This window comes from Bacteroides uniformis, assembly GCF_025147485.1.
Taxonomy (GTDB): domain Bacteria; phylum Bacteroidota; class Bacteroidia; order Bacteroidales; family Bacteroidaceae; genus Bacteroides; species Bacteroides uniformis.
Genome location: NZ_CP102263.1, coordinates 2442079 through 2460164 on the forward strand (window position 1 = coordinate 2442079; position 18086 = coordinate 2460164).

An 18086-nucleotide genomic window follows, 5' to 3' on the forward strand; every position below is an offset into this window, starting at 1 on the left:
TATTCAACTGTATTTCCGTATCAGTTCCACAAACTCTTTTCCGTATTTCTTCTTTTTATATTCACCGATACCGCTGATATTACCAAATTCTTCTATGGTAGTGGGGCGGGAGGCGCTGAGTAGGTGGAGCACTTTGTCGGACAGTACGATATAGGCAGGAAGTGCTTCCTGGTCGGCAAGGCGTTTGCGGAGAGTGCGGAGAGCCTCGAAAAGTTCCCCACTTTCTGTATTGGGCAATCCCAATGGCAATTCTTTGGTTGGAACTGTAGCCTTGCGTTTACGGCCTCTTGTAGCTTGTACAGCTTCCTCGCGGCGGATGGTGACAAGCAGGGCGCGTGCTCTGCCAAACAAGACATCTGTTCCGCTTTGAGTGATTTTCAGGTGGTTGTTTTCATTGTAGGCTATTTCGAAATAACCGAGCTGTAACATTTGCAGCAGGTAGTCATGCCAATCTCTGGGGGGGACTTCGCGCCCGGCTCCAAAGGTCTTGAGTCGATGGTATCCTCTTTCTGTAACTTCAGAACTCATGTTTCCTCGGAGGATGTCCACTAAAATACCGGTTCCTATCTGTTGCTCGGAACGCGCGATTGCACTAAGTGCCTTTTGTACGATTATTGTACCATCGAAACGTTCGGGGGGATTTTTGCATACATCACAGTTTCCACAGTCGCAGGTCGTATTTTCACCGAAATAACTTAACAGAATGCGACGGCGGCAGATATCTGCTTCCGCATATTGCTGCATACGTTGCAGCTTTTCCAGGTTGATGCTTTGTTGCCCGCTGTCTGTTGCGAATTTAGTGAGCAGAATGAGGTCGGCCAGTGAATAGAACAAAAGGGTGTCACTGGGCATTCCGTCTCGTCCGGCACGTCCTATTTCCTGATAGAAACTTTCAATGCTTTTGGGCAAATTGTAATGAATTACCCAGCGCACATTGCTTTTGTCAATTCCCATTCCAAAGGCAATGGTGGCGCATACCACTTGCACGCGGTCATTGATGAAGTCGTCTTGTGCTTCATCTCTTCGTGCCGGCGACAGTCCTGCATGATAGACCGCCGACTTTATCCCTTGTTTTTGAAGCATTTGTGCCACTGTTTCAGCCTTGCTGCGGCTCATGCAATAAATGATGCCGCTCTCTCCCGGATGGCGGGCGATGAAGTCGAGGATGGCTTTGCTTTTTTCCTTCTGCTGGTAACCTCTTTTTACGGTGAGACTCAGGTTGGGACGGTCGAAAGATGAAATGAAAATTCTCGGTTGGTTGAGGTGTAGCTGTTTAATAATATCTTCACGGGTTATTTTATCGGCTGTGGCAGTAAGTGCAATGATGGGAACCTGGGGAAACAGTTGGTGAAGGATGCCCATCTGTGTATATTCCGGACGGAAATCGTGTCCCCATTGTGAGATGCAGTGAGCTTCATCAATGGCGAAAAGGGAAATATGCATATCCCTTAACAGATAGTTGGCTTCCACCAATAATTTTTCAGGAGAAATATATAGCAGTTTCAGCTTGCCTTCCATGCATGCACGTCGTAGGGAAGCATTCTCTGTTTCATCATTATTGCTGTTCAGTGCACCGGCCGCGATACCGTTTGCACAGAGCGTTTCCACTTGGTCCTTCATCAAGGAAATGAGCGGAGAAACCACTACCGCCGTGCCTTCACTCAATAGGGCGGGAAGTTGGTAGCAGATGGACTTTCCACCTCCCGTAGGCATCAGTACCAATGCGTCTTTACGGTCCATCAGATGGCGTATGATGTCTTCTTGTAAGGGGCGGAAACTGTCGTAACCGAAATATGTCTTGAGCGTTTGTAGCATAATCTGGCAGTATGGATTTCTTCCGGCAAAGGTACACTAATTATTGCATATACTACAAATGGAAAGTCATCAAGATTTTGTATCATATGAGTTTCTGCAAAAGGTTAAAGTTTCTTATTAATGGCTGAATTGACCTACTTTTCAACCTTTTTCGTTGTTTATTTATCAAAAATATATACGGGAAAAGTTGTGTATTAAAAAAAAATGTCTGACTTTTGTAAAGTCTAAGGGGCTAACCCTTTGGCTTTTCCGATTTTAAACAACCCTAACCAGTTAATTCAATGAGTGATTTAGAAAACAATGCCCAGGAAAAAGGAACGAAGAAACGTCCTTACAACCTGCGCGAAAAGAAAGAAAAGGATGCTGCCTACCGTTCTTTGATAAGGCCGGAATTGGCAGATGAGTTGTATGACAAGATATTGAATATCGTTGTTGTACAAAAGAAGTACAGAGATGCTGATTATTCCGCTAAGGATTTGGCGAAAGAATTGCAGACCAATACTCGCTATTTGTCTGCAGTGGTGAATTCACGCTTCGGCATGAACTATTCTTGCCTGCTGAATGAATATAGAGTAAAAGAAGCGCAGCATTTGTTGACAGACAAAAGATATGCTGACAAGAATGTAGAGGAGATCAGTACGATGGTCGGCTTTGCAAACCGTCAGTCTTTTTATGCTGCTTTCTATAAAAATGTAGGTGAGACTCCTAATGGATATCGTAAAAGACACGCAGAAAAAGAAGCTAAGAAGAAATAATTCTGTATGACTGAATGAATAAAAAGGAAATATTCCGGAACAGTTGTTTCGGGATACTTCCTTTTCTTCTTTTTTAATACCAATCTATATACTCCCGACACATGAAGAAACAACTAATTTCTATGGTGACTGCCCTTTCTCTATTGACGGCTTGTGGCGGAAATCCGAAAACAACTGCTGAGGCAGAAAAAATTGACTATACAGTGGAACAATTTGCAGATTTACAGATTTTACGTTACCGCGTACCAGGTTTTGAGGATTTGTCCCTCAAACAAAAAGAATTGGTTTATTATTTGACGGAAGCGGCTTTGCAGGGCAGAGACATTCTTTTCGACCAGAATGGCAAGTATAACCTGACGATTCGCCGGATGCTGGAAGCTGTCTATACCGGCTATAAGGGAGATAAGAATACTCCTGATTTCAAGGCTATGGAAGTGTACCTCAAGCGGGTATGGTTCTCTAACGGCATTCATCATCACTATGGCAGCGAAAAGTTCGTTCCGGGATTTACTCCCGAATTCTTCAGGCAGGCTGTACAGAGTGTGGATGCAGCTACGTTGCCGCTTGCCGAAGGACAGACTGTGGAACAACTGTGCGAGGAAGTGTTCCCCGTTATTTTCGACCCCACGGTGATGCCCAAACGGGTGAACCAAGCTGCCGGTGAAGATTTGGTTTTGACTTCCGCATGCAATTATTACGATGGCGTGACGCAGCAGGAGGCTGAAGATTTCTATAATGCCTTGAAGAATCCGCAGGATGAAACTCCCGTTTCCTATGGTTTGAATAGCCGTTTGGTGAAAGAGGATGGCAAGATTCAGGAGAAAGTATGGAAAGTGGGGGGCTTGTATGGACAGGCACTTGAAAAGATTGTCTACTGGCTGAAGAAGGCAGAAGGAGTTGCCGAGACTCCCGAGCAGAAGGCGGTGATAGCCAAACTGATGGAATTCTATGAAACCGGCGATTTGAAGACATTCGATGAATATGCCATTTTGTGGGTGAAGGATTTGAACTCACGCATTGACTTTGTGAACGGTTTTACCGAAAGTTATGGTGACCCGCTCGGCATGAAGGCAAGCTGGGAATCTCTGGTGAATTTTAAAGATTTGGAAGCTACCCAGCGTACAGAGTTGATAAGCGGCAATGCACAGTGGTTTGAGGACCATTCGCCGGTAGACGGACAATTCAAGAAGGAGAAAGTGAAAGGGGTGTCTGCCAAGGTAATCACGGCGGCTATTCTGGCCGGTGACTTGTATCCTGCAACTGCTATCGGCATCAACCTGCCCAATGCCAACTGGATACGTAGCCATCATGGTTCGAAATCCGTTACAATCGGTAACATTACAGATGCTTATAATAAGGCAGCTCATGGCAACGGGTTCAATGAGGAGTTTGTGTACAGTGATGCAGAGCTTCAACTGATTGATAAGTACGCAGATGTGACAGATGAACTGCATACTGACCTGCATGAATGTTTGGGACATGGTTCCGGTAAATTGCTCCCGGGTGTGGACCCGGATGCGTTGAAGGCATATGGTTCTACTATCGAAGAAGCGCGCGCCGACTTGTTCGGACTCTACTACGTGGCCGACCCGAAGCTGGTGGAACTGGGGCTTACTCCAAGTGCGGATGCTTATAAGGCTCAATACTACACCTATCTGATGAATGGTTTGATGACACAGCTTGTACGTATCGAGCCGGGTAACAATGTAGAAGAAGCCCATATGCGCAACCGTCAGCTCATAGCCCGCTGGGTGTACGAGAAAGGTGCGGCGGAGAAGGTTGTGGAATTGGTAAAGAAGGATGGGAAGACGTACGTCGTGATAAACGATTATGAGAAAGTGCGTGACTTGTTTGGCCGGTTGCTTGCCGAGATACAGCGTATCAAGTCCACCGGTGACTATGCCGGCGCCCATGATTTGGTGGAAGCCTATGCCGTGAAAGTCGATCCCGCTTTGCATGCCGAAGTGCTGGAACGCTACAAGAAGCTGAATCTTGCGCCGTATAAGGGGTTCGTCAATCCCAAGTATGAAGTGGTGACGGATGCCGACGGTACTATAACAGATGTGACAGTGACTTATGATGAAGGTTATGCGGAACAGATGTTGCGTTATAGCAAAGACTATTCTACATTGCCTTCTGTCAATAAATGATGAACTATGATAGATACTAAAGAGCAGCTGCATCAGCGGCTGAAAGATATAAAGACACAGCTCCGTCTCTCAATGAACGGGGCTGTGTCCCAAAGTATGCGTGAGAAAGGGCTGGTATATAAGCTGAACTTTGGCGTGGAGTTGCCCCGTATCAAGGGTATTGCTGCCGGTTACGAGAAGGACCACTCTCTGGCTCAGTCTTTGTGGAAAGAAGATATCAGAGAGTGCAAAATATTGGCGGGACTTTTACAGCCGGTAGAGAGTTTCCTGCCCGAGATAGCCGATATCTGGGTGGAAGATATCCGTAATATCGAGATTGCAGAACTTACCTGCATGAATTTATTCCAACATCTTCCTTATGCGCCTGCCAAGTCCTTCCATTGGATTGCAAGCGAGGACGAATACACGCAGGTTTGCGGCTTCCTCACCATAGCCCGTCTATTGATGAAGAAAGGGGATATGAACGAACGGGTTGAAAATGAGTTCCTCGACCAGGCAATAACGGCTTTTTTGTCGGGCTCCTATCATGTACGCAATGCAGCCATGACTGCTATCCGCCGCTTTATGCAGCAAAATGAGGAAAATTCTTTTCAAGTTTGCCGCAGAGTGGAGGGTATGGACAATTCTTCTTCTGATGTAGAACAATTACTATACAATCTTGTAAAAGAGGAGGTTTGTTAGATTAGTTCTATGGTTATAGAGACTGATGCGGTAAGGGAATATTTCCCTTATCGCAATTTTTATCTCTTTCTCGTTTGCTTTCCACAAAAAAGGATTAACTTTGTTGGCTGTAAAACTGCGCCGTCAAATGGAAAGTCAGAATGTGAAAGATACAGTTAGGCAGATATTCACTGAATATCTGAATGCGAACGGGCATCGGAAGACTCCCGAACGTTATGCTATACTTGACACCATTTACTCCATAGACGGTCATTTTGATATCGACACGCTCTATTCACTGATGGCCGACCAGGAGAACTTCCGCGTCAGCCGTGCAACGCTTTACAATACCATCATTTTGCTTATAAATGCTCGTCTGGTCATCAAGCATCAGTTCGGCAACTCTTCCCAATACGAAAAATGTTATAATCGCGATACGCACCATCACCAGATATGCACCCAGTGCGGAAAGGTGACCGAGTTTCAGAACGAGGAGTTGCAACATGCCATTGAGAATACCAAACTGAGCCGTTTTAATCTTACGCACTATTCCTTATATATGTATGGGTTGTGCAGCAAGTGTGACCGGGCCAATAAACGGAAGAAAAAGAATAATAACCATAAAAAAGAAAAATGAAAGTAGACGTATTATTAGGATTACAATGGGGCGACGAAGGCAAAGGCAAAGTCGTTGATGTGTTAACTCCGAGATACGATGTCGTAGCTCGTTTCCAGGGCGGACCGAATGCCGGACATACACTCGAGTTTGAAGGGCAGAAGTATGTGCTCCGTTCCATTCCGTCTGGAATATTCCAGGGAGACAAGGTGAATATCATCGGTAACGGAGTGGTGCTTGACCCGGCTCTCTTCAAAGCGGAAGCCGAATCATTGGAAGCGTCCGGCCATAACTTGAAGGAACGCTTGCACATTTCCAAGAAAGCACACCTCATTCTGCCGACTCACCGCATACTGGATGCTGCATACGAAGCAGCCAAAGGCGATGCAAAGGTAGGAACGACCGGAAAAGGCATCGGACCGACTTACACGGATAAAATCAGCCGTAACGGTGTGCGTGTAGGCGACATTCTGCATGACTTTGACAAGAAGTATGCAGCGGCCAAGGCCCGTCATGAGCAAATCTTGAAAGGCTTGAACTATGAGTATGACATTACCGAAATGGAGAAGGCATGGTTCGAAGGTATCGAATACTTGAAACAATTCCAGTTGGTGGATAGCGAACACGAGATGAACAATCTGCTGGCTGCCGGCAAGTCTGTATTGTGCGAAGGTGCGCAGGGGACAATGCTGGACATTGATTTCGGTTCTTATCCGTTTGTCACTTCTTCTAATACGGTCTGTGCAGGTGCTTGTACCGGTCTGGGTATTGCTCCCAACAAGATTGGTGAGGTATATGGTATTTTCAAGGCCTATTGTACGCGTGTAGGTGCCGGTCCGTTCCCGACGGAATTATTCGACAAGACCGGTGACCAGATTTGCACGCTGGGTCATGAGTTCGGTTCTGTGACAGGACGTAAGCGCCGTTGTGGCTGGATTGACCTGGTGGCATTGAAATATGCCATTATGGTAGACGGGGTTACCAAACTGATTATGATGAAGAGCGATGTGCTCGATTCTTTTGAAACCATTAAGGCTTGTGTAGCTTACAAGATGGATGAGGAAGAGATTGATTACTTCCCGTTCGATATCAATGAGACTGTTGAACCGGTTTATGTAGAGCTACCCGGTTGGCAGACGGATATGACCAAGATGCAGAGTGAAGATGAGTTCCCGGAAGAATTCAATGCATATTTGTCATTCCTGGAAGAACAGCTTGGTGTGCCCATCAAGATTGTTTCTCTGGGACCGGACCGTGAGCAGACCATCGAACGGTATACAGAGGAATAATAAAACAAACAGATAACCTTAGACACGGATTACACGGATTTCGCGGCTTCATCTGAAGAACCGTGGGTGTCCGGATAATCCGTGCCTTTTTTATTTATTGCCATGAAAACACGTCTTTTGTCTTTTTTACTGTTGTTTCTTCTTGTGTGCTCCGCACAGTCGCAGACTTACCAGCCGACGGAGGAGAACCTGAAATCCCGTCAGGAGTTTCGGGACAATCGCTTCGGTATCTTCCTGCATTGGGGGATATACAGTATGCTGGCTACCGGAGAATGGACCATGACGAACAAGAACCTTAATTATAAGGAGTATGCCAAACTGGCGGGAGGTTTCTATCCTGCCAAATTCGATGCTGCCAGATGGGTGTCAGCCATTAAGGCGTCCGGGGCAAAGTATATCTGCTTTACATCCCGGCATCACGATGGCTTTTCTATGTTCCACACACGCTTTTCCGATTACAATATTGTGGATGCTACCCCTTTTAAGCGGGATATTCTGAAAGAATTGGCAGACGAGTGCCACAAGCAAGGTATTCGTCTGCATCTCTACTATTCGCACATCGACTGGTATCGCGAAGATGCTCCGTGGGGACGCACCGGACGTGGAACGGGACGACCGAATCCGAAGGGCGACTGGAACAGCTACTATAAATTCATGAACAACCAGCTGACCGAGTTGCTCACCAATTATGGAAAAATAGGTGCCATTTGGTTTGATGGCTGGTGGGACCAGGACCAGAATCCGGATTTTGACTGGCAACTGCCCGGGCAATATGCCATGATACACCGCCTGCAACCGGCTTGCTTGGTTGGGAACAACCATCATCAAGCACCGTTTGCCGGCGAGGACATCCAGATATTCGAGCGCGACCTGCCGGGAGAGAACCGTGCCGGCCTTTCCGGGCAGGATATCAGCGCCTTGCCCCTTGAAACCTGTGAGACGATGAATGGAATGTGGGGATATAAGATTACGGACCAGGATTATAAATCTACCAAAACGCTGATACATTACCTGGTGAAGGCTGCGGGTAAAGATGCCAATCTGCTGATGAATATCGGTCCTCAGCCGGACGGTGAGCTGCCTGCTGTTGCATTGGAGCGTCTGGCAGAAGTAGGGGAATGGATGAAGGTATACGGTGAAACCATCTACGGAACCCGTGGCGGCTGCATTGCTCCGCATCCTTGGGGAGTCACTACACAAAGAGAAAATAAATTATACGTGCATATTCTCGAATTGCAGGATAAGGCTCTCTTCCTGCCGTTGGAAGGCAAGAAAGTGAGGAAGGCAGTGGGGTATGCCGACCGTCTTCCAGTGAAGTTCCGTAAGTGTGAAGGAGGGGTGATGCTCTACTTGCCGGAGGTTCCGACGGATATTGATAAAGTGATAGAGGTGGAGATTGAAAAATAAATTATAAATCAGAAATCTTTAATTCTTCCTAAAAGATAAAGGAAACGCTGGCATTGCTCACCGTTTCCTTTTATTTTTGGCAGACTATTTGTTATACAATAAGAAACGACTGATTTATTCACAATTTAAAGAAAGAAAATTATGGGAACAGGAATGATAGGAATGCAATGGATTATTTTTATCGGTATTGCCGTCGTCAGTTGGCTGGTACAGATGAATCTTCAGAACAAGTTCAAGAAGTACTCTAAAATCCCTACCGGCAACGGAATGACGGGAGCGGACGTTGCTTTGAAGATGCTGCACGACAATGGCATCTACGATGTGACCGTGACGCATACTCCCGGACATCTGACCGACCATTATAATCCTGCCAATAAGACAGTAAACCTGAGTGAGAGTGTTTATAGCAGTAACAGCATCATGGCTGCTGCCGTTGCAGCCCACGAATGTGGTCACGCCGTGCAGCATGCACGCGCATACGCTCCGTTGACAATGCGCAGCAAACTGGTGCCGGTAGTCTCTTTTGCCTCACAGTGGATGACGTGGTTGCTGCTGGCAGGTATCTTGATGCTGAACTCCTTTCCGCAACTGTTGCTGGCGGGCATTATACTGTTTGCATTGACAACTTTATTCAGCTTCATCACCTTGCCGGTGGAAATCAATGCAAGTAAGCGTGCGCTGGTATGGCTTAGCAATTCCGGCATTACGAATTCATATAATCATGCGCAAGCGGAAGATGCACTCCGCTCGGCTGCCTATACGTATGTAGTGGCTGCTCTCGGTTCGCTTGCTACCCTGATTTATTATATCATGATATTCATGGGACGCAGAGATTAAACACATGATGCAGACATAAAAAACAGACCATCTGTTCACCCGAAACAGATGGTCTGTTTACATTAAATAGATGATGTGTCTCTGCCGGATGCATCATCTGTTTTTTTATTCTTGATAGGGCGACTGCCAGAACCAGGCATCGTCATTGACCACGTACTTGGCTTGGAAGAAGTTTTCTGCATTAGGGTCTGAGGGGCAAAGCAGTACATCGTCTGCTTTTATGCTATAGAGATTCTTGGCCATATAGCTGTCTAAATAATATTCTTTGGTAATCTTCTGCTGGTTATTCCAGTTGGCTTCTTCATTTAGGATTACCGGACGACCGTCTCGCAGACGTTCGCGCACTTCTTGCACGCTTAGCATGATGCCGTTTTCATCCATCACCCAGGCATTGTTGGTGGGGTCTACCCATATCCATTTATCCAAGGTATTGGAATAAACTACGTTAATGGAATGGCATTCACCAATGTATTTTTTGGGTAATCCGCTGATGTGGCGTGCCTTAAATCCCATGGACAGATAACAATCCTTCAGTACATGGGCAAGACCTCCGCAATGCAGACCTCGCGCACCGCCTTTGCAAGCTTCTGCCCATTTTATGATGTTGCTGCCTGCCGGACTTTCATGGTTTCCGTCATGTTTTATGGTATTGTGTATATAAGTAAGTATGTTCTTTATTTTCGATAATTCGTCGCCTGCGCCTGCCACACTGTCTAACTTGAAGTATTGGCGTACCTCTACTAAATACTTGTTGTTGGGATTGATGTGTTCGAAGCGGGGGAGTGTATCAGGGCGCTCATTGTGGGTGTATCCCGGTGTTTTTTGAAGTATGTCGAGGTAGTCACCCACTTTCTTCACTTTGGCAAGCACTGCCTTGAACCGTTTATCGCTGCGCAGGTTGTCTAAGTCGGTATCATTCATCATGTGGTTGTAATCTTGAAATCCATTGTCGTAGGCCAGTTCTAAATTTTTGATGGCTTCACCTTTTTTCTTTAACAAGGATTGGAAGCAGGCTAAATTGTAGTAATAGGACTGTATGAGCCAGCTGTACTTTTTCTGAGTGTTCTCGTCTTGTTCTTTGAACAGAGTTATCAAAGCCTTACCGTTCTTTTCGGCTTCTTTATAGTTTTTCTCATTGACGGCTTGTTGCAGCTTTTGTACGATGGCTTCTTCTTTTTGGTCGAAGTCTTTGGCGTTGCCGGATTGTGCCCGGCTAACACCGATGCCGCATAGCAACAACATGCAGAATAAAATCAGTCTCTCTTTCATAAATGTGTAAGTTTGAAGTTTGTTTTGGTCGTTTTTATGCGACGGTAATGATACAAAGGTAAACATTCTCTTTTCTTAATCAATAAAATACTGTAACTTTGTCGTCCGATTTTTAAAATAATTGAACTGATTATGGCAGCAAAACCAAGTATTCCGAAAGGAACCCGTGACTTCTCGCCCGTAGAAATGGCGAAGCGTAACTATATATTCAATACGATTCGTGAGGTGTATCATCTCTATGGTTTTCAGCAGATAGAAACGCCCTCGATGGAAATGCTTTCTACCTTGATGGGGAAGTATGGTGAGGAAGGCGACAAGCTTTTGTTCAAGATACAGAACTCCGGTGATTACTTTTCCGGACTGACAGATGAAGAACTGTTGAGCCGTAATGCTCCGAGACTTGCCTGCAAGTTTTGCGAGAAAGGTTTGCGCTATGACCTCACAGTACCTTTTGCCCGCTACGTGGTGATGCACCGCGATGAAATAACTTTTCCTTTCAAACGTTATCAGATACAGCCCGTGTGGCGCGCCGACCGTCCGCAAAAAGGACGCTATCGTGAGTTCTATCAGTGCGATGCCGATGTGGTAGGCAGTGATTCCTTGCTGAATGAGGTGGAGCTGATGCAAATTGTCGATACGGTATTTACCCGCTTCGGCATCCGTGTTTGTATCAAGATTAACAACCGTAAGGTATTGAGTGGCATTGCCGAAATCATCGGTGAGTCTGACAAGATTGTTGATATTACTGTGGCCATTGACAAGTTGGATAAGATAGGTCTGGACAATGTCAATGCCGAGTTGAAAGAGAAAGGCATCAGTGACGAGGCTATCGCCAAACTGCAACCTATCATTTTGTTGAGCGGAAGTAATGAAGAGAAACTTGCGACTCTGAAGGAAGTTCTTGCTGTCAGCGAGACCGGACTGAAGGGCGTGGAGGAAAGTGAATTTATCCTTTCCACCTTAAAGAACCTTGGCTTGAAGAACGAAATCGAGCTGGATTTGACATTGGCCCGTGGCTTGAATTACTATACCGGTGCCATCTTCGAAGTAAAGGCGCTGGATGTGCAAATCGGCAGTATTACTGGTGGAGGACGCTATGACAACTTGACGGGTGTATTCGGTATGTCCGGTGTCAGTGGTGTCGGTATCTCGTTCGGTGCAGACCGTATCTTTGATGTGCTGAACCAGCTTGACCTTTATCCGAAAGAAGCGGTGAACGGTACTCAGTTACTGTTTATCAACTTTGGTGAGAAAGAGGCCGCATTCTCAATGAATGTATTGACTGAAGTGCGTGCGGCAGGCATCCGTGCCGAGATTTTCCCCGATGCAAGCAAGATGAAGAAACAGATGGGGTATGCGAACTCCAAAGCCATCCCGTTTGTGGCCCTGGTGGGTGAGAATGAAATGAATGAAGGTAAGGTGACATTGAAAAACATGGAGACCGGAGAGCAGAAAATGGTCACTCCCCAAGAGCTGGTTAGCGAACTGAAATAATAAAAACTGAAATACATTTAAAAAGGAGCACAAAATTGCTCCTTTTTTTGTATATTTATGGCACAAATATAGGTATTTGTAATAGTGGCGTAGGAAAAATGAAACATCCTGCATTTATCTTTGTACTGACAAAAAAGGAGGTTCTTATGGTTTCTGTTGAGCTTAAGCAAGAAAAACACAATGCCCTCGTCAGTTTCCTGATGATTGTCATAGCGGCATTGTTCCTGCTCTATATGGGCAGTTCATTGGTACATTCTACAAAAGCGTTCTGGGAAAATTATTCCATAGAAGAGCTGCTGGAATAGAAGGAATTCAAGTCAAATCACTACCTTTGTCGGCAAAACATATTGCCGATGATACTTTATTTTACCGCAACCGGAAACTCACGCTGGATTGCAGAATTGCTTGCAGAGGCTATGCATGATACTGCCGTCAGCATTGTTGATTGCCTTAAGCAAGGCTCGATACCCGCAGGGCTGTCGACAGCTGACAGACTGGGTATTGTTTTTCCGGTACACTCATGGTATGCACCCCGTGTCTTGATTGATTTTTTGTCGCAGCTCCGGTTGCCGGACTGCTGTTACCGTTATGCCGTGTGTACATGCGGGGACGATATGGGAAAGGGAATGAACCGCCTGGCGGAACATTTTCCGTTGGATGCTGCCTGGTCTGTTGCAATGCCCAATACCTACGTACCGATGTTCAATTTGGACGATGGGGCGCTTTGCCGTAAGAAGATAGAGAACGCACGGCATGCTGTCGCTTCGATTGCCGAAGATGTCATTGCACGGAAGAGGGTCTGGAATGTGCATGAGGGCAGTGCTGCCTGGCTGAAAACGTATGTCGTGAATCCTTTGTTTGTCCGTTTTGTCATTGGTACAAGGAGTTTCCATGTAGATGAAGGCTGTATCTCTTGCGGAATATGCGGCAAATCTTGTCCGGTAGGTAATATCCGGTTGGTGGATGGGCATCCGGTGTGGGGAAAGCAGTGCATTCATTGTATGGCTTGTTTGCATTTTTGCCCCCGGAAAGTGATACAGTATGGAAAAGCGACACAGAAGAAGGGGAGATACCGGTTGGAAGATTATCTTTGCCGCTTCACCACTCCCACATAAATCAGCAGAATAACATTCATTACCAGTGCGTAGATAATGGCAGGTATTGCAATAATGTCATTGTTGAATACAAACGGACTACTGGCAACAGCAATTGCTTGTGCGGCATTCTGCATACCGATTTCTATAATGAGTGTACGTTGTTCTTTCCGGTTGAGGCGCATGGACTTCGATAGCACTACGCCGCCTCCCATAGCCAGCAGGATAAGAATGGAGATGCAGAGGCCCAGTTTGCCGAATTGGCCGGTGATGGTAGCATGGTGCTGTATGAAGAAGATGGTTGCCAGCAGGATAAGTGCGGGAAAGGCTGTCTTGGACAATATCTTATGAATCCTTTCTGCCATTTGCGGACGGTAGCGCTTCGTGAATATGCCGGCTACAATGGGAAGAAACATCAGAACCAGGTTCTGCATGATAAGGCTGCCTACGGGGAGATGGATATCTATGTCCAGATTGCTGTCTACAAAGTGTGTGGCGAATTCCATAATCACGGGGATAGTGAACAGCGTAATAATGCTGCTACATGCCGTCAGTGACACGGACAATGCTACGTCTCCTTTGGCTATCATGGAGAAGATGTTGGATGAGCTGCCGCCTGGCGAGCAGGCTATGAGTATGATGCCGATAAAGAACAGAGGTTCGAGCTGGAAGACATGTCCTAAAGCAAATGCCAGCATCGGCAGTAGGATGATTTGGCCTGCCAGCCCGGCAATAATGGGGCGGGGGCGTTTGCGGAACAGTTTAAAGTCTTCGGTTTGTAATGTCAGTCCCAGTTCAAACATCAATAAGGTAAGAATGGGGAGGACTATCCATATTGCGTTCATAAGTCAAATCATTTTTGAGGCTGCAAAGATAGCAAATATTGTTGTATACTTTGCCATTTTGTCAGCCTTTGTCTGCCAAACAATCAGCTTGTTCGTTTGGCACGGTTTTCGTAAGTTGTTTATCGCTTGTTTAAAGCAAAATTACCATTATAACAAATGTATAACATATAAAACAAAAAGATTATGAACATTAAACCATTAGCAGACAGAGTGCTGATACTCCCTGCACCTGCAGAAGAAAAGACAATTGGCGGTATCATTATTCCTGATACAGCGAAAGAGAAACCTTTGAAAGGTGAAGTTATTGCAGTAGGCAACGGAACAAAAGACGAAGAAATGGTGTTGAAGGTTGGTGACACAGTGCTGTATGGCAAGTATGCCGGTACTGAACTGGAAGTTGAAGGAACCAAGTACCTCATCATGCGTCAAAGCGATGTGCTCGCTGTTTTAGGTTAATTTGTAAATTGTAAATCGTTAAAATGTAAATATAGTTATGGCAAAAGAAATATTATTCAATATCGATGCCCGCGACCAATTGAAGAAAGGTATCGACACACTGGCAAATGCAGTAAAAGTAACCCTCGGCCCTAAAGGTCGTAACGTTATCATCGAAAAGAAATTCGGTGCTCCCCACATCACGAAAGATGGTGTAACGGTAGCTAAAGAAGTAGAGTTGGCAGACGCATATCAGAATACTGGCGCACAGCTGGTAAAGGAAGTTGCTTCCAAGACCGGCGACGATGCAGGTGACGGTACTACAACTGCTACTGTTTTGGCTCAGGCTATCGTAGCCGAAGGTCTGAAGAACGTGACTGCCGGTGCTAGCCCGATGGATATCAAACGCGGTATCGACAAGGCTGTTGCCAAAGTGGTTGATTCTATCAAAGGCCAGGCGGAAACAGTGGGTGACAATTATGACAAGATTGAGCAAGTTGCTTCCGTTTCTGCCAATAACGACCCCGTTATCGGCAAGCTGATTGCAGACGCTATGCGCAAAGTTTCCAAAGACGGTGTTATCACTATCGAAGAGGCAAAGGGTACTGATACTACTATCGGTGTGGTTGAAGGTATGCAGTTCGACCGTGGTTACCTCTCTGCTTACTTCGTTACCAATACGGAGAAGATGGAGTGCGAAATGGAAAAACCGTACATCCTGATTTATGATAAGAAGATTTCCAACCTGAAAGATTTCCTGCCTATCCTCGAACCGGCAGTACAGACCGGTCGTCCTTTGCTGGTTATTGCAGAAGATGTGGATAGCGAAGCGCTGACAACTTTGGTTGTAAACCGTCTGCGTTCTCAGTTGAAGATTTGTGCAGTGAAGGCTCCGGGCTTCGGTGACCGTCGCAAGGAAATGTTGGAAGATATTGCAGTGCTGACCGGTGGTGTTGTCATCAGCGAGGAAAAAGGTCTGAAGCTGGAACAAGCTACTATCGAAATGTTGGGTACTGCCGACAAGGTAACTGTTTCCAAGGATAATACAACTATTGTAAACGGTGCCGGTGATAAAGAAAACATCAAGGAACGTTGCGAGCAAATCAAGGCTCAGATTGTATCTACGAAATCTGATTATGACAAGGAAAAACTGCAGGAACGTTTGGCCAAGTTGTCTGGCGGTGTAGCTGTTCTTTATGTAGGTGCTGCTTCTGAGGTTGAAATGAAGGAAAAGAAAGACCGTGTAGACGATGCGCTTCGTGCTACCCGTGCCGCTATCGAAGAAGGTATTGTTCCAGGTGGTGGTGTAGCCTATATCCGTGCATTGGATGCTCTGGAAGGCTTTAAGGGTGACAATGTAGATGAAACAACCGGTATTGACATCATCAAACGTGCTATTGAAGAACCGTTGCGCCAGATTGTTGCCAACGCTGGTAAAGAAGGTGCTGTTGTTGTACAGAAAGTACGCGAAGGCAAGGCAGACTTCGGTTACAATGCCCGTACCGATGTTTATGAGAACCTGCATGCAGCCGGTGTGGTAGATCCTGCCAAGGTTACTCGTGTGGCTCTTGAAAATGCCGCTTCTATTGCCGGTATGTTCCTGACTACAGAATGTGTAATCGTAGAGAAGAAAGAAGATAAGCCTGAGATGCCGATGGGTGCTCCCGGAATGGGAGGCATGGGCGGAATGATGTAAGATCGTTTTCCCTGATTGCTTAATCAAATAGGAGAACCGCAGTGTCTTTTTGATAGATACTGCGGTTTTTTTGTTCTATTTACCTTCTTGATTATTAATAAAAAGCGTGTAATATTACAAAAGTGTTACAAAAATGATTAGTTTTCATATCTTTTGTTCGTTTTTGTTGTTAGCAAAATAAAAAATCATATCTTTACCCTTCGTAAAGATAACCTAATCAACAAGAACTATTAACCTTTTTAATTGAAGAGAAAATGAACAAAAGCGAAATTGGACTAAATGCTGGGAAAGTTTGGCAGTTGCTTAGCGATTATACCAGATGGAGCTACGGTTCTTTAAAGAGGAAGTCCGGACTGAAGGACAAGGAGTTGGGAGCCGCATTGGGGTGGCTTGCCCGTGAGGACAAGATTGAAATTCATCAGGAAGAAGATGAACTTTATGTTTCACTAGGGGTAAATGTTTATATCGGATAAAGGAAACCGATTGAATGGATTGATTGAGGAGCACAGATTTCTCAGTGCGGAAGCATTTTCCACCGGGGGATGAAATCTGTGCTCCTTGGTTTCTTCATGTTGCAGAATATTCTTTTCTTTGCACATTCTTTTCAATGAACAAAAACAGAAAGACTATGAGAAGTTTTGCTTCAGACAATAATTCAGGCGTACATCCGTTGGTAATGGAGGCGCTGAACCGGGCCAACCGTGACCATGCTATTGGTTATGGGGATGATCCTTGGACAGAGGAGGCTGTCCGTAAAATAAGGGAAGCGTTTACGCCGGATTGCGAACCGTTGTTCGTATTCAACGGTACGGGCAGTAATGCGGTGGTTTTGCAGCTGTGTACCCGCCCTTATAATTCCATTATTTGTGCAGAGACTGCACATATCTATGTCGATGAGTGCGGTGCGCCTGCCCGTATGACAGGTTGTCAGATTCGTCCTATAGCTACCCCTGACGGCAAGCTGACGCCCGATTTAGTCCGTCCTTATTTGTGCCATTTCGGCGAACAGCATCATTCGCAGCCCGGAGCCATCTATATTTCGCAATGTTCGGAGCTGGGCACTGTCTATAAGCCGGACGAGTTGCGGGCTTTGACGGATTTGGCCCATCGGCATGGCATGTATGTCCATATGGACGGAGCCCGTCTGGCAAATGCTTGTGCAGCCTTGAATCTTGGCTTTAGGGAACTGACAGTGGATTGCGGGATAGATATCCTCAGCTTCGGTGGTACGAAAAATGGACTGATGTTGGGAGAAAGCGTGGTTGTCTTTAACCCAGCTTTGAAGAAGGAAGCTTATTTTGTGCGCAAGCAGTCGGCACAGCTCGCATCCAAGCTCCGCTATCTGTCCTGCCAGTTCACTGCCTACCTGACGGACAGCCTTTGGTTGAAAAATGCCGCGCATGCCAATCGTATGGCAAAGATTCTTTACGACGGATTGAAGGAATTGCCAGGTGTGCATTTTACGCAGAAGGTGGAAAGTAACCAACTTTTCCTTACGATGCCCCGTCCGGTGATTGACGAGCTGTTGAAGGACTATTTCTTCTACTTCTGGGATGAGGCCATCCACGAAATCCGTTTTGTAACCTCTTTTGATACTACGGAAGAAGATATCGAGCAATTGCTGCAATCGGTAAAAAGGCTTCTCTGAAATATATAAAAGCTCCTAACCTTCACAGGCTGGGAGCTTACTTCGAAACTTTCCCCTCTTGGGGGTAGGGGAAGGT

General features: G+C 45.9%; 17 protein-coding genes. 14 read left to right on the forward strand and 3 right to left on the reverse strand.

Features of this window, described 5'->3' with window-relative positions:
• Positions 1–3: 3 nt before the first annotated feature.
• Positions 4–1815: a DNA helicase RecQ gene (gene recQ, locus NQ510_RS09500; RefSeq protein ID WP_005826201.1), complete on the reverse strand. Its 1812-nt coding sequence runs from the start codon at positions 1813–1815 to the stop codon at positions 4–6.
• Between the two features lie 281 nt (positions 1816–2096).
• Between recQ and NQ510_RS09505 the strand changes: the two genes are divergently transcribed.
• From NQ510_RS09505 to NQ510_RS09535, 7 genes are all read left to right on the forward strand, one after another.
• A complete protein-coding gene (locus NQ510_RS09505) occupies positions 2097–2570 on the forward strand; it encodes a helix-turn-helix domain-containing protein (protein WP_005826207.1) in 474 nt (157 codons plus the stop codon).
• A 101-nt stretch (positions 2571–2671) separates the two neighbouring features.
• A complete protein-coding gene (locus NQ510_RS09510; protein WP_005826209.1) occupies positions 2672–4720 on the forward strand; it encodes a dipeptidyl-peptidase 3 family protein in 2049 nt (682 codons plus the stop codon).
• A 6-nt stretch (positions 4721–4726) separates the two neighbouring features.
• Positions 4727–5401, forward strand: coding sequence for a DNA alkylation repair protein (locus tag NQ510_RS09515; RefSeq protein ID WP_005826212.1), 675 nt, complete (start codon positions 4727–4729; stop codon positions 5399–5401).
• Positions 5402–5528: 127 nt separating this feature from the next.
• Positions 5529–6017 carry a Fur family transcriptional regulator gene (locus tag NQ510_RS09520; RefSeq protein ID WP_005826214.1) on the forward strand — a complete coding sequence of 163 codons (489 nt, stop codon included), beginning with the start codon at positions 5529–5531 and terminating at the stop codon, positions 6015–6017.
• On the forward strand, positions 6014–7285 hold the full coding sequence (locus NQ510_RS09525) for an adenylosuccinate synthase (protein ID WP_005826216.1): 1272 nt from the start codon (positions 6014–6016) through the stop codon (positions 7283–7285). Before NQ510_RS09520 ends, NQ510_RS09525 begins: the two co-directional genes overlap by 4 nt.
• A 102-nt stretch (positions 7286–7387) precedes the next feature.
• Complete coding sequence (locus NQ510_RS09530) at positions 7388–8692, forward strand: alpha-L-fucosidase (RefSeq protein ID WP_005826218.1); 1305 nt, start codon at positions 7388–7390, stop codon at positions 8690–8692.
• A 141-nt stretch (positions 8693–8833) separates the two neighbouring features.
• Positions 8834–9529 (forward strand): zinc metallopeptidase, encoded by a 696-nt coding sequence (locus NQ510_RS09535; RefSeq protein ID WP_005826222.1) that lies wholly within the window; start codon positions 8834–8836, stop codon positions 9527–9529.
• Positions 9530–9634: 105 nt separating this feature from the next.
• Here the strand turns inward: NQ510_RS09535 and NQ510_RS09540 are convergent, their stop codons facing one another.
• A complete protein-coding gene (locus NQ510_RS09540; RefSeq protein WP_034525490.1) occupies positions 9635–10798 on the reverse strand; it encodes a TPR end-of-group domain-containing protein in 1164 nt (387 codons plus the stop codon).
• Positions 10799–10930: 132 nt separating this feature from the next.
• Between NQ510_RS09540 and hisS the strand changes: the two genes are divergently transcribed.
• The 3 genes from hisS to NQ510_RS09555 all read left to right on the forward strand — a co-directional run bounded on the left by hisS (position 10931) and on the right by NQ510_RS09555 (position 13407).
• Positions 10931–12292 (forward strand): histidine--tRNA ligase, encoded by a 1362-nt coding sequence (hisS, locus tag NQ510_RS09545; protein WP_005826229.1) that lies wholly within the window; start codon positions 10931–10933, stop codon positions 12290–12292.
• Between the two features lie 146 nt (positions 12293–12438).
• On the forward strand, positions 12439–12597 hold the full coding sequence (locus NQ510_RS09550; protein ID WP_008663974.1) for a hypothetical protein: 159 nt from the start codon (positions 12439–12441) through the stop codon (positions 12595–12597).
• A 48-nt stretch (positions 12598–12645) separates the two neighbouring features.
• A complete protein-coding gene (locus NQ510_RS09555; RefSeq protein WP_005826233.1) occupies positions 12646–13407 on the forward strand; it encodes an EFR1 family ferrodoxin in 762 nt (253 codons plus the stop codon).
• Here NQ510_RS09555 and NQ510_RS09560 read toward each other — a convergent pair.
• Positions 13377–14231, reverse strand: a complete 855-nt coding sequence (locus NQ510_RS09560) for a bile acid:sodium symporter family protein (RefSeq protein ID WP_005826236.1) — start codon at positions 14229–14231, stop codon at positions 13377–13379. The two genes, NQ510_RS09555 and NQ510_RS09560, sit on opposite strands and share 31 nt — an antisense overlap.
• Before the next feature lie 183 nt (positions 14232–14414).
• On the opposite strand from NQ510_RS09560, the gene NQ510_RS09565 reads away from it, so the two are divergent.
• From NQ510_RS09565 to NQ510_RS09580, 4 genes are all read left to right on the forward strand, one after another.
• The gene (locus NQ510_RS09565; RefSeq protein ID WP_004290132.1) at positions 14415–14687 is read left to right on the forward strand and encodes a co-chaperone GroES; all 273 of its coding nucleotides are present in this window, start codon (positions 14415–14417) and stop codon (positions 14685–14687) included.
• Between the two features lie 37 nt (positions 14688–14724).
• Positions 14725–16362, forward strand: coding sequence for a chaperonin GroEL (gene groL, locus NQ510_RS09570; protein WP_005826239.1), 1638 nt, complete (start codon positions 14725–14727; stop codon positions 16360–16362).
• 254 nt (positions 16363–16616) lie between these two features.
• On the forward strand, positions 16617–16835 hold the full coding sequence (locus tag NQ510_RS09575) for a winged helix-turn-helix domain-containing protein (protein WP_005826242.1): 219 nt from the start codon (positions 16617–16619) through the stop codon (positions 16833–16835).
• Between the two features lie 155 nt (positions 16836–16990).
• Positions 16991–18010 carry a threonine aldolase family protein gene (locus tag NQ510_RS09580; RefSeq protein ID WP_034525502.1) on the forward strand — a complete coding sequence of 340 codons (1020 nt, stop codon included), beginning with the start codon at positions 16991–16993 and terminating at the stop codon, positions 18008–18010.
• Positions 18011–18086 lie beyond the last annotated feature (76 nt).

Bases quoted from the DNA above. Each gene is read 5' to 3' on its own strand.
- NQ510_RS09565 (WP_004290132.1), top strand. From the start codon at position 14,415: ATGAACATTAAACCATTAGCAGACAGAGTGCTGATACTCCCTGCACCT.
- NQ510_RS09530 (WP_005826218.1), top strand. From the start codon at position 7,388: ATGAAAACACGTCTTTTGTCTTTTTTACTGTTGTTTCTTCTTGTGTGC.
- NQ510_RS09510 (WP_005826209.1), top strand. From the start codon at position 2,672: ATGAAGAAACAACTAATTTCTATGGTGACTGCCCTTTCTCTATTGACG.
- recQ (WP_005826201.1), bottom strand. From the start codon at position 1,815: ATGCTACAAACGCTCAAGACATATTTCGGTTACGACAGTTTCCGCCCC.
- groL (WP_005826239.1), top strand. From the start codon at position 14,725: ATGGCAAAAGAAATATTATTCAATATCGATGCCCGCGACCAATTGAAG.
- NQ510_RS09555 (WP_005826233.1), top strand. From the start codon at position 12,646: ATGATACTTTATTTTACCGCAACCGGAAACTCACGCTGGATTGCAGAA.
- NQ510_RS09535 (WP_005826222.1), top strand. From the start codon at position 8,834: ATGGGAACAGGAATGATAGGAATGCAATGGATTATTTTTATCGGTATT.
- NQ510_RS09515 (WP_005826212.1), top strand. From the start codon at position 4,727: ATGATAGATACTAAAGAGCAGCTGCATCAGCGGCTGAAAGATATAAAG.
- NQ510_RS09580 (WP_034525502.1), top strand. From the start codon at position 16,991: ATGAGAAGTTTTGCTTCAGACAATAATTCAGGCGTACATCCGTTGGTA.
- NQ510_RS09575 (WP_005826242.1), top strand. From the start codon at position 16,617: ATGAACAAAAGCGAAATTGGACTAAATGCTGGGAAAGTTTGGCAGTTG.
- hisS (WP_005826229.1), top strand. From the start codon at position 10,931: ATGGCAGCAAAACCAAGTATTCCGAAAGGAACCCGTGACTTCTCGCCC.
- NQ510_RS09540 (WP_034525490.1), bottom strand. From the start codon at position 10,798: ATGAAAGAGAGACTGATTTTATTCTGCATGTTGTTGCTATGCGGCATC.
- NQ510_RS09505 (WP_005826207.1), top strand. From the start codon at position 2,097: ATGAGTGATTTAGAAAACAATGCCCAGGAAAAAGGAACGAAGAAACGT.
- NQ510_RS09525 (WP_005826216.1), top strand. From the start codon at position 6,014: ATGAAAGTAGACGTATTATTAGGATTACAATGGGGCGACGAAGGCAAA.
- NQ510_RS09520 (WP_005826214.1), top strand. From the start codon at position 5,529: ATGGAAAGTCAGAATGTGAAAGATACAGTTAGGCAGATATTCACTGAA.
- NQ510_RS09550 (WP_008663974.1), top strand. From the start codon at position 12,439: ATGGTTTCTGTTGAGCTTAAGCAAGAAAAACACAATGCCCTCGTCAGT.
- NQ510_RS09560 (WP_005826236.1), bottom strand. From the start codon at position 14,231: ATGAACGCAATATGGATAGTCCTCCCCATTCTTACCTTATTGATGTTT.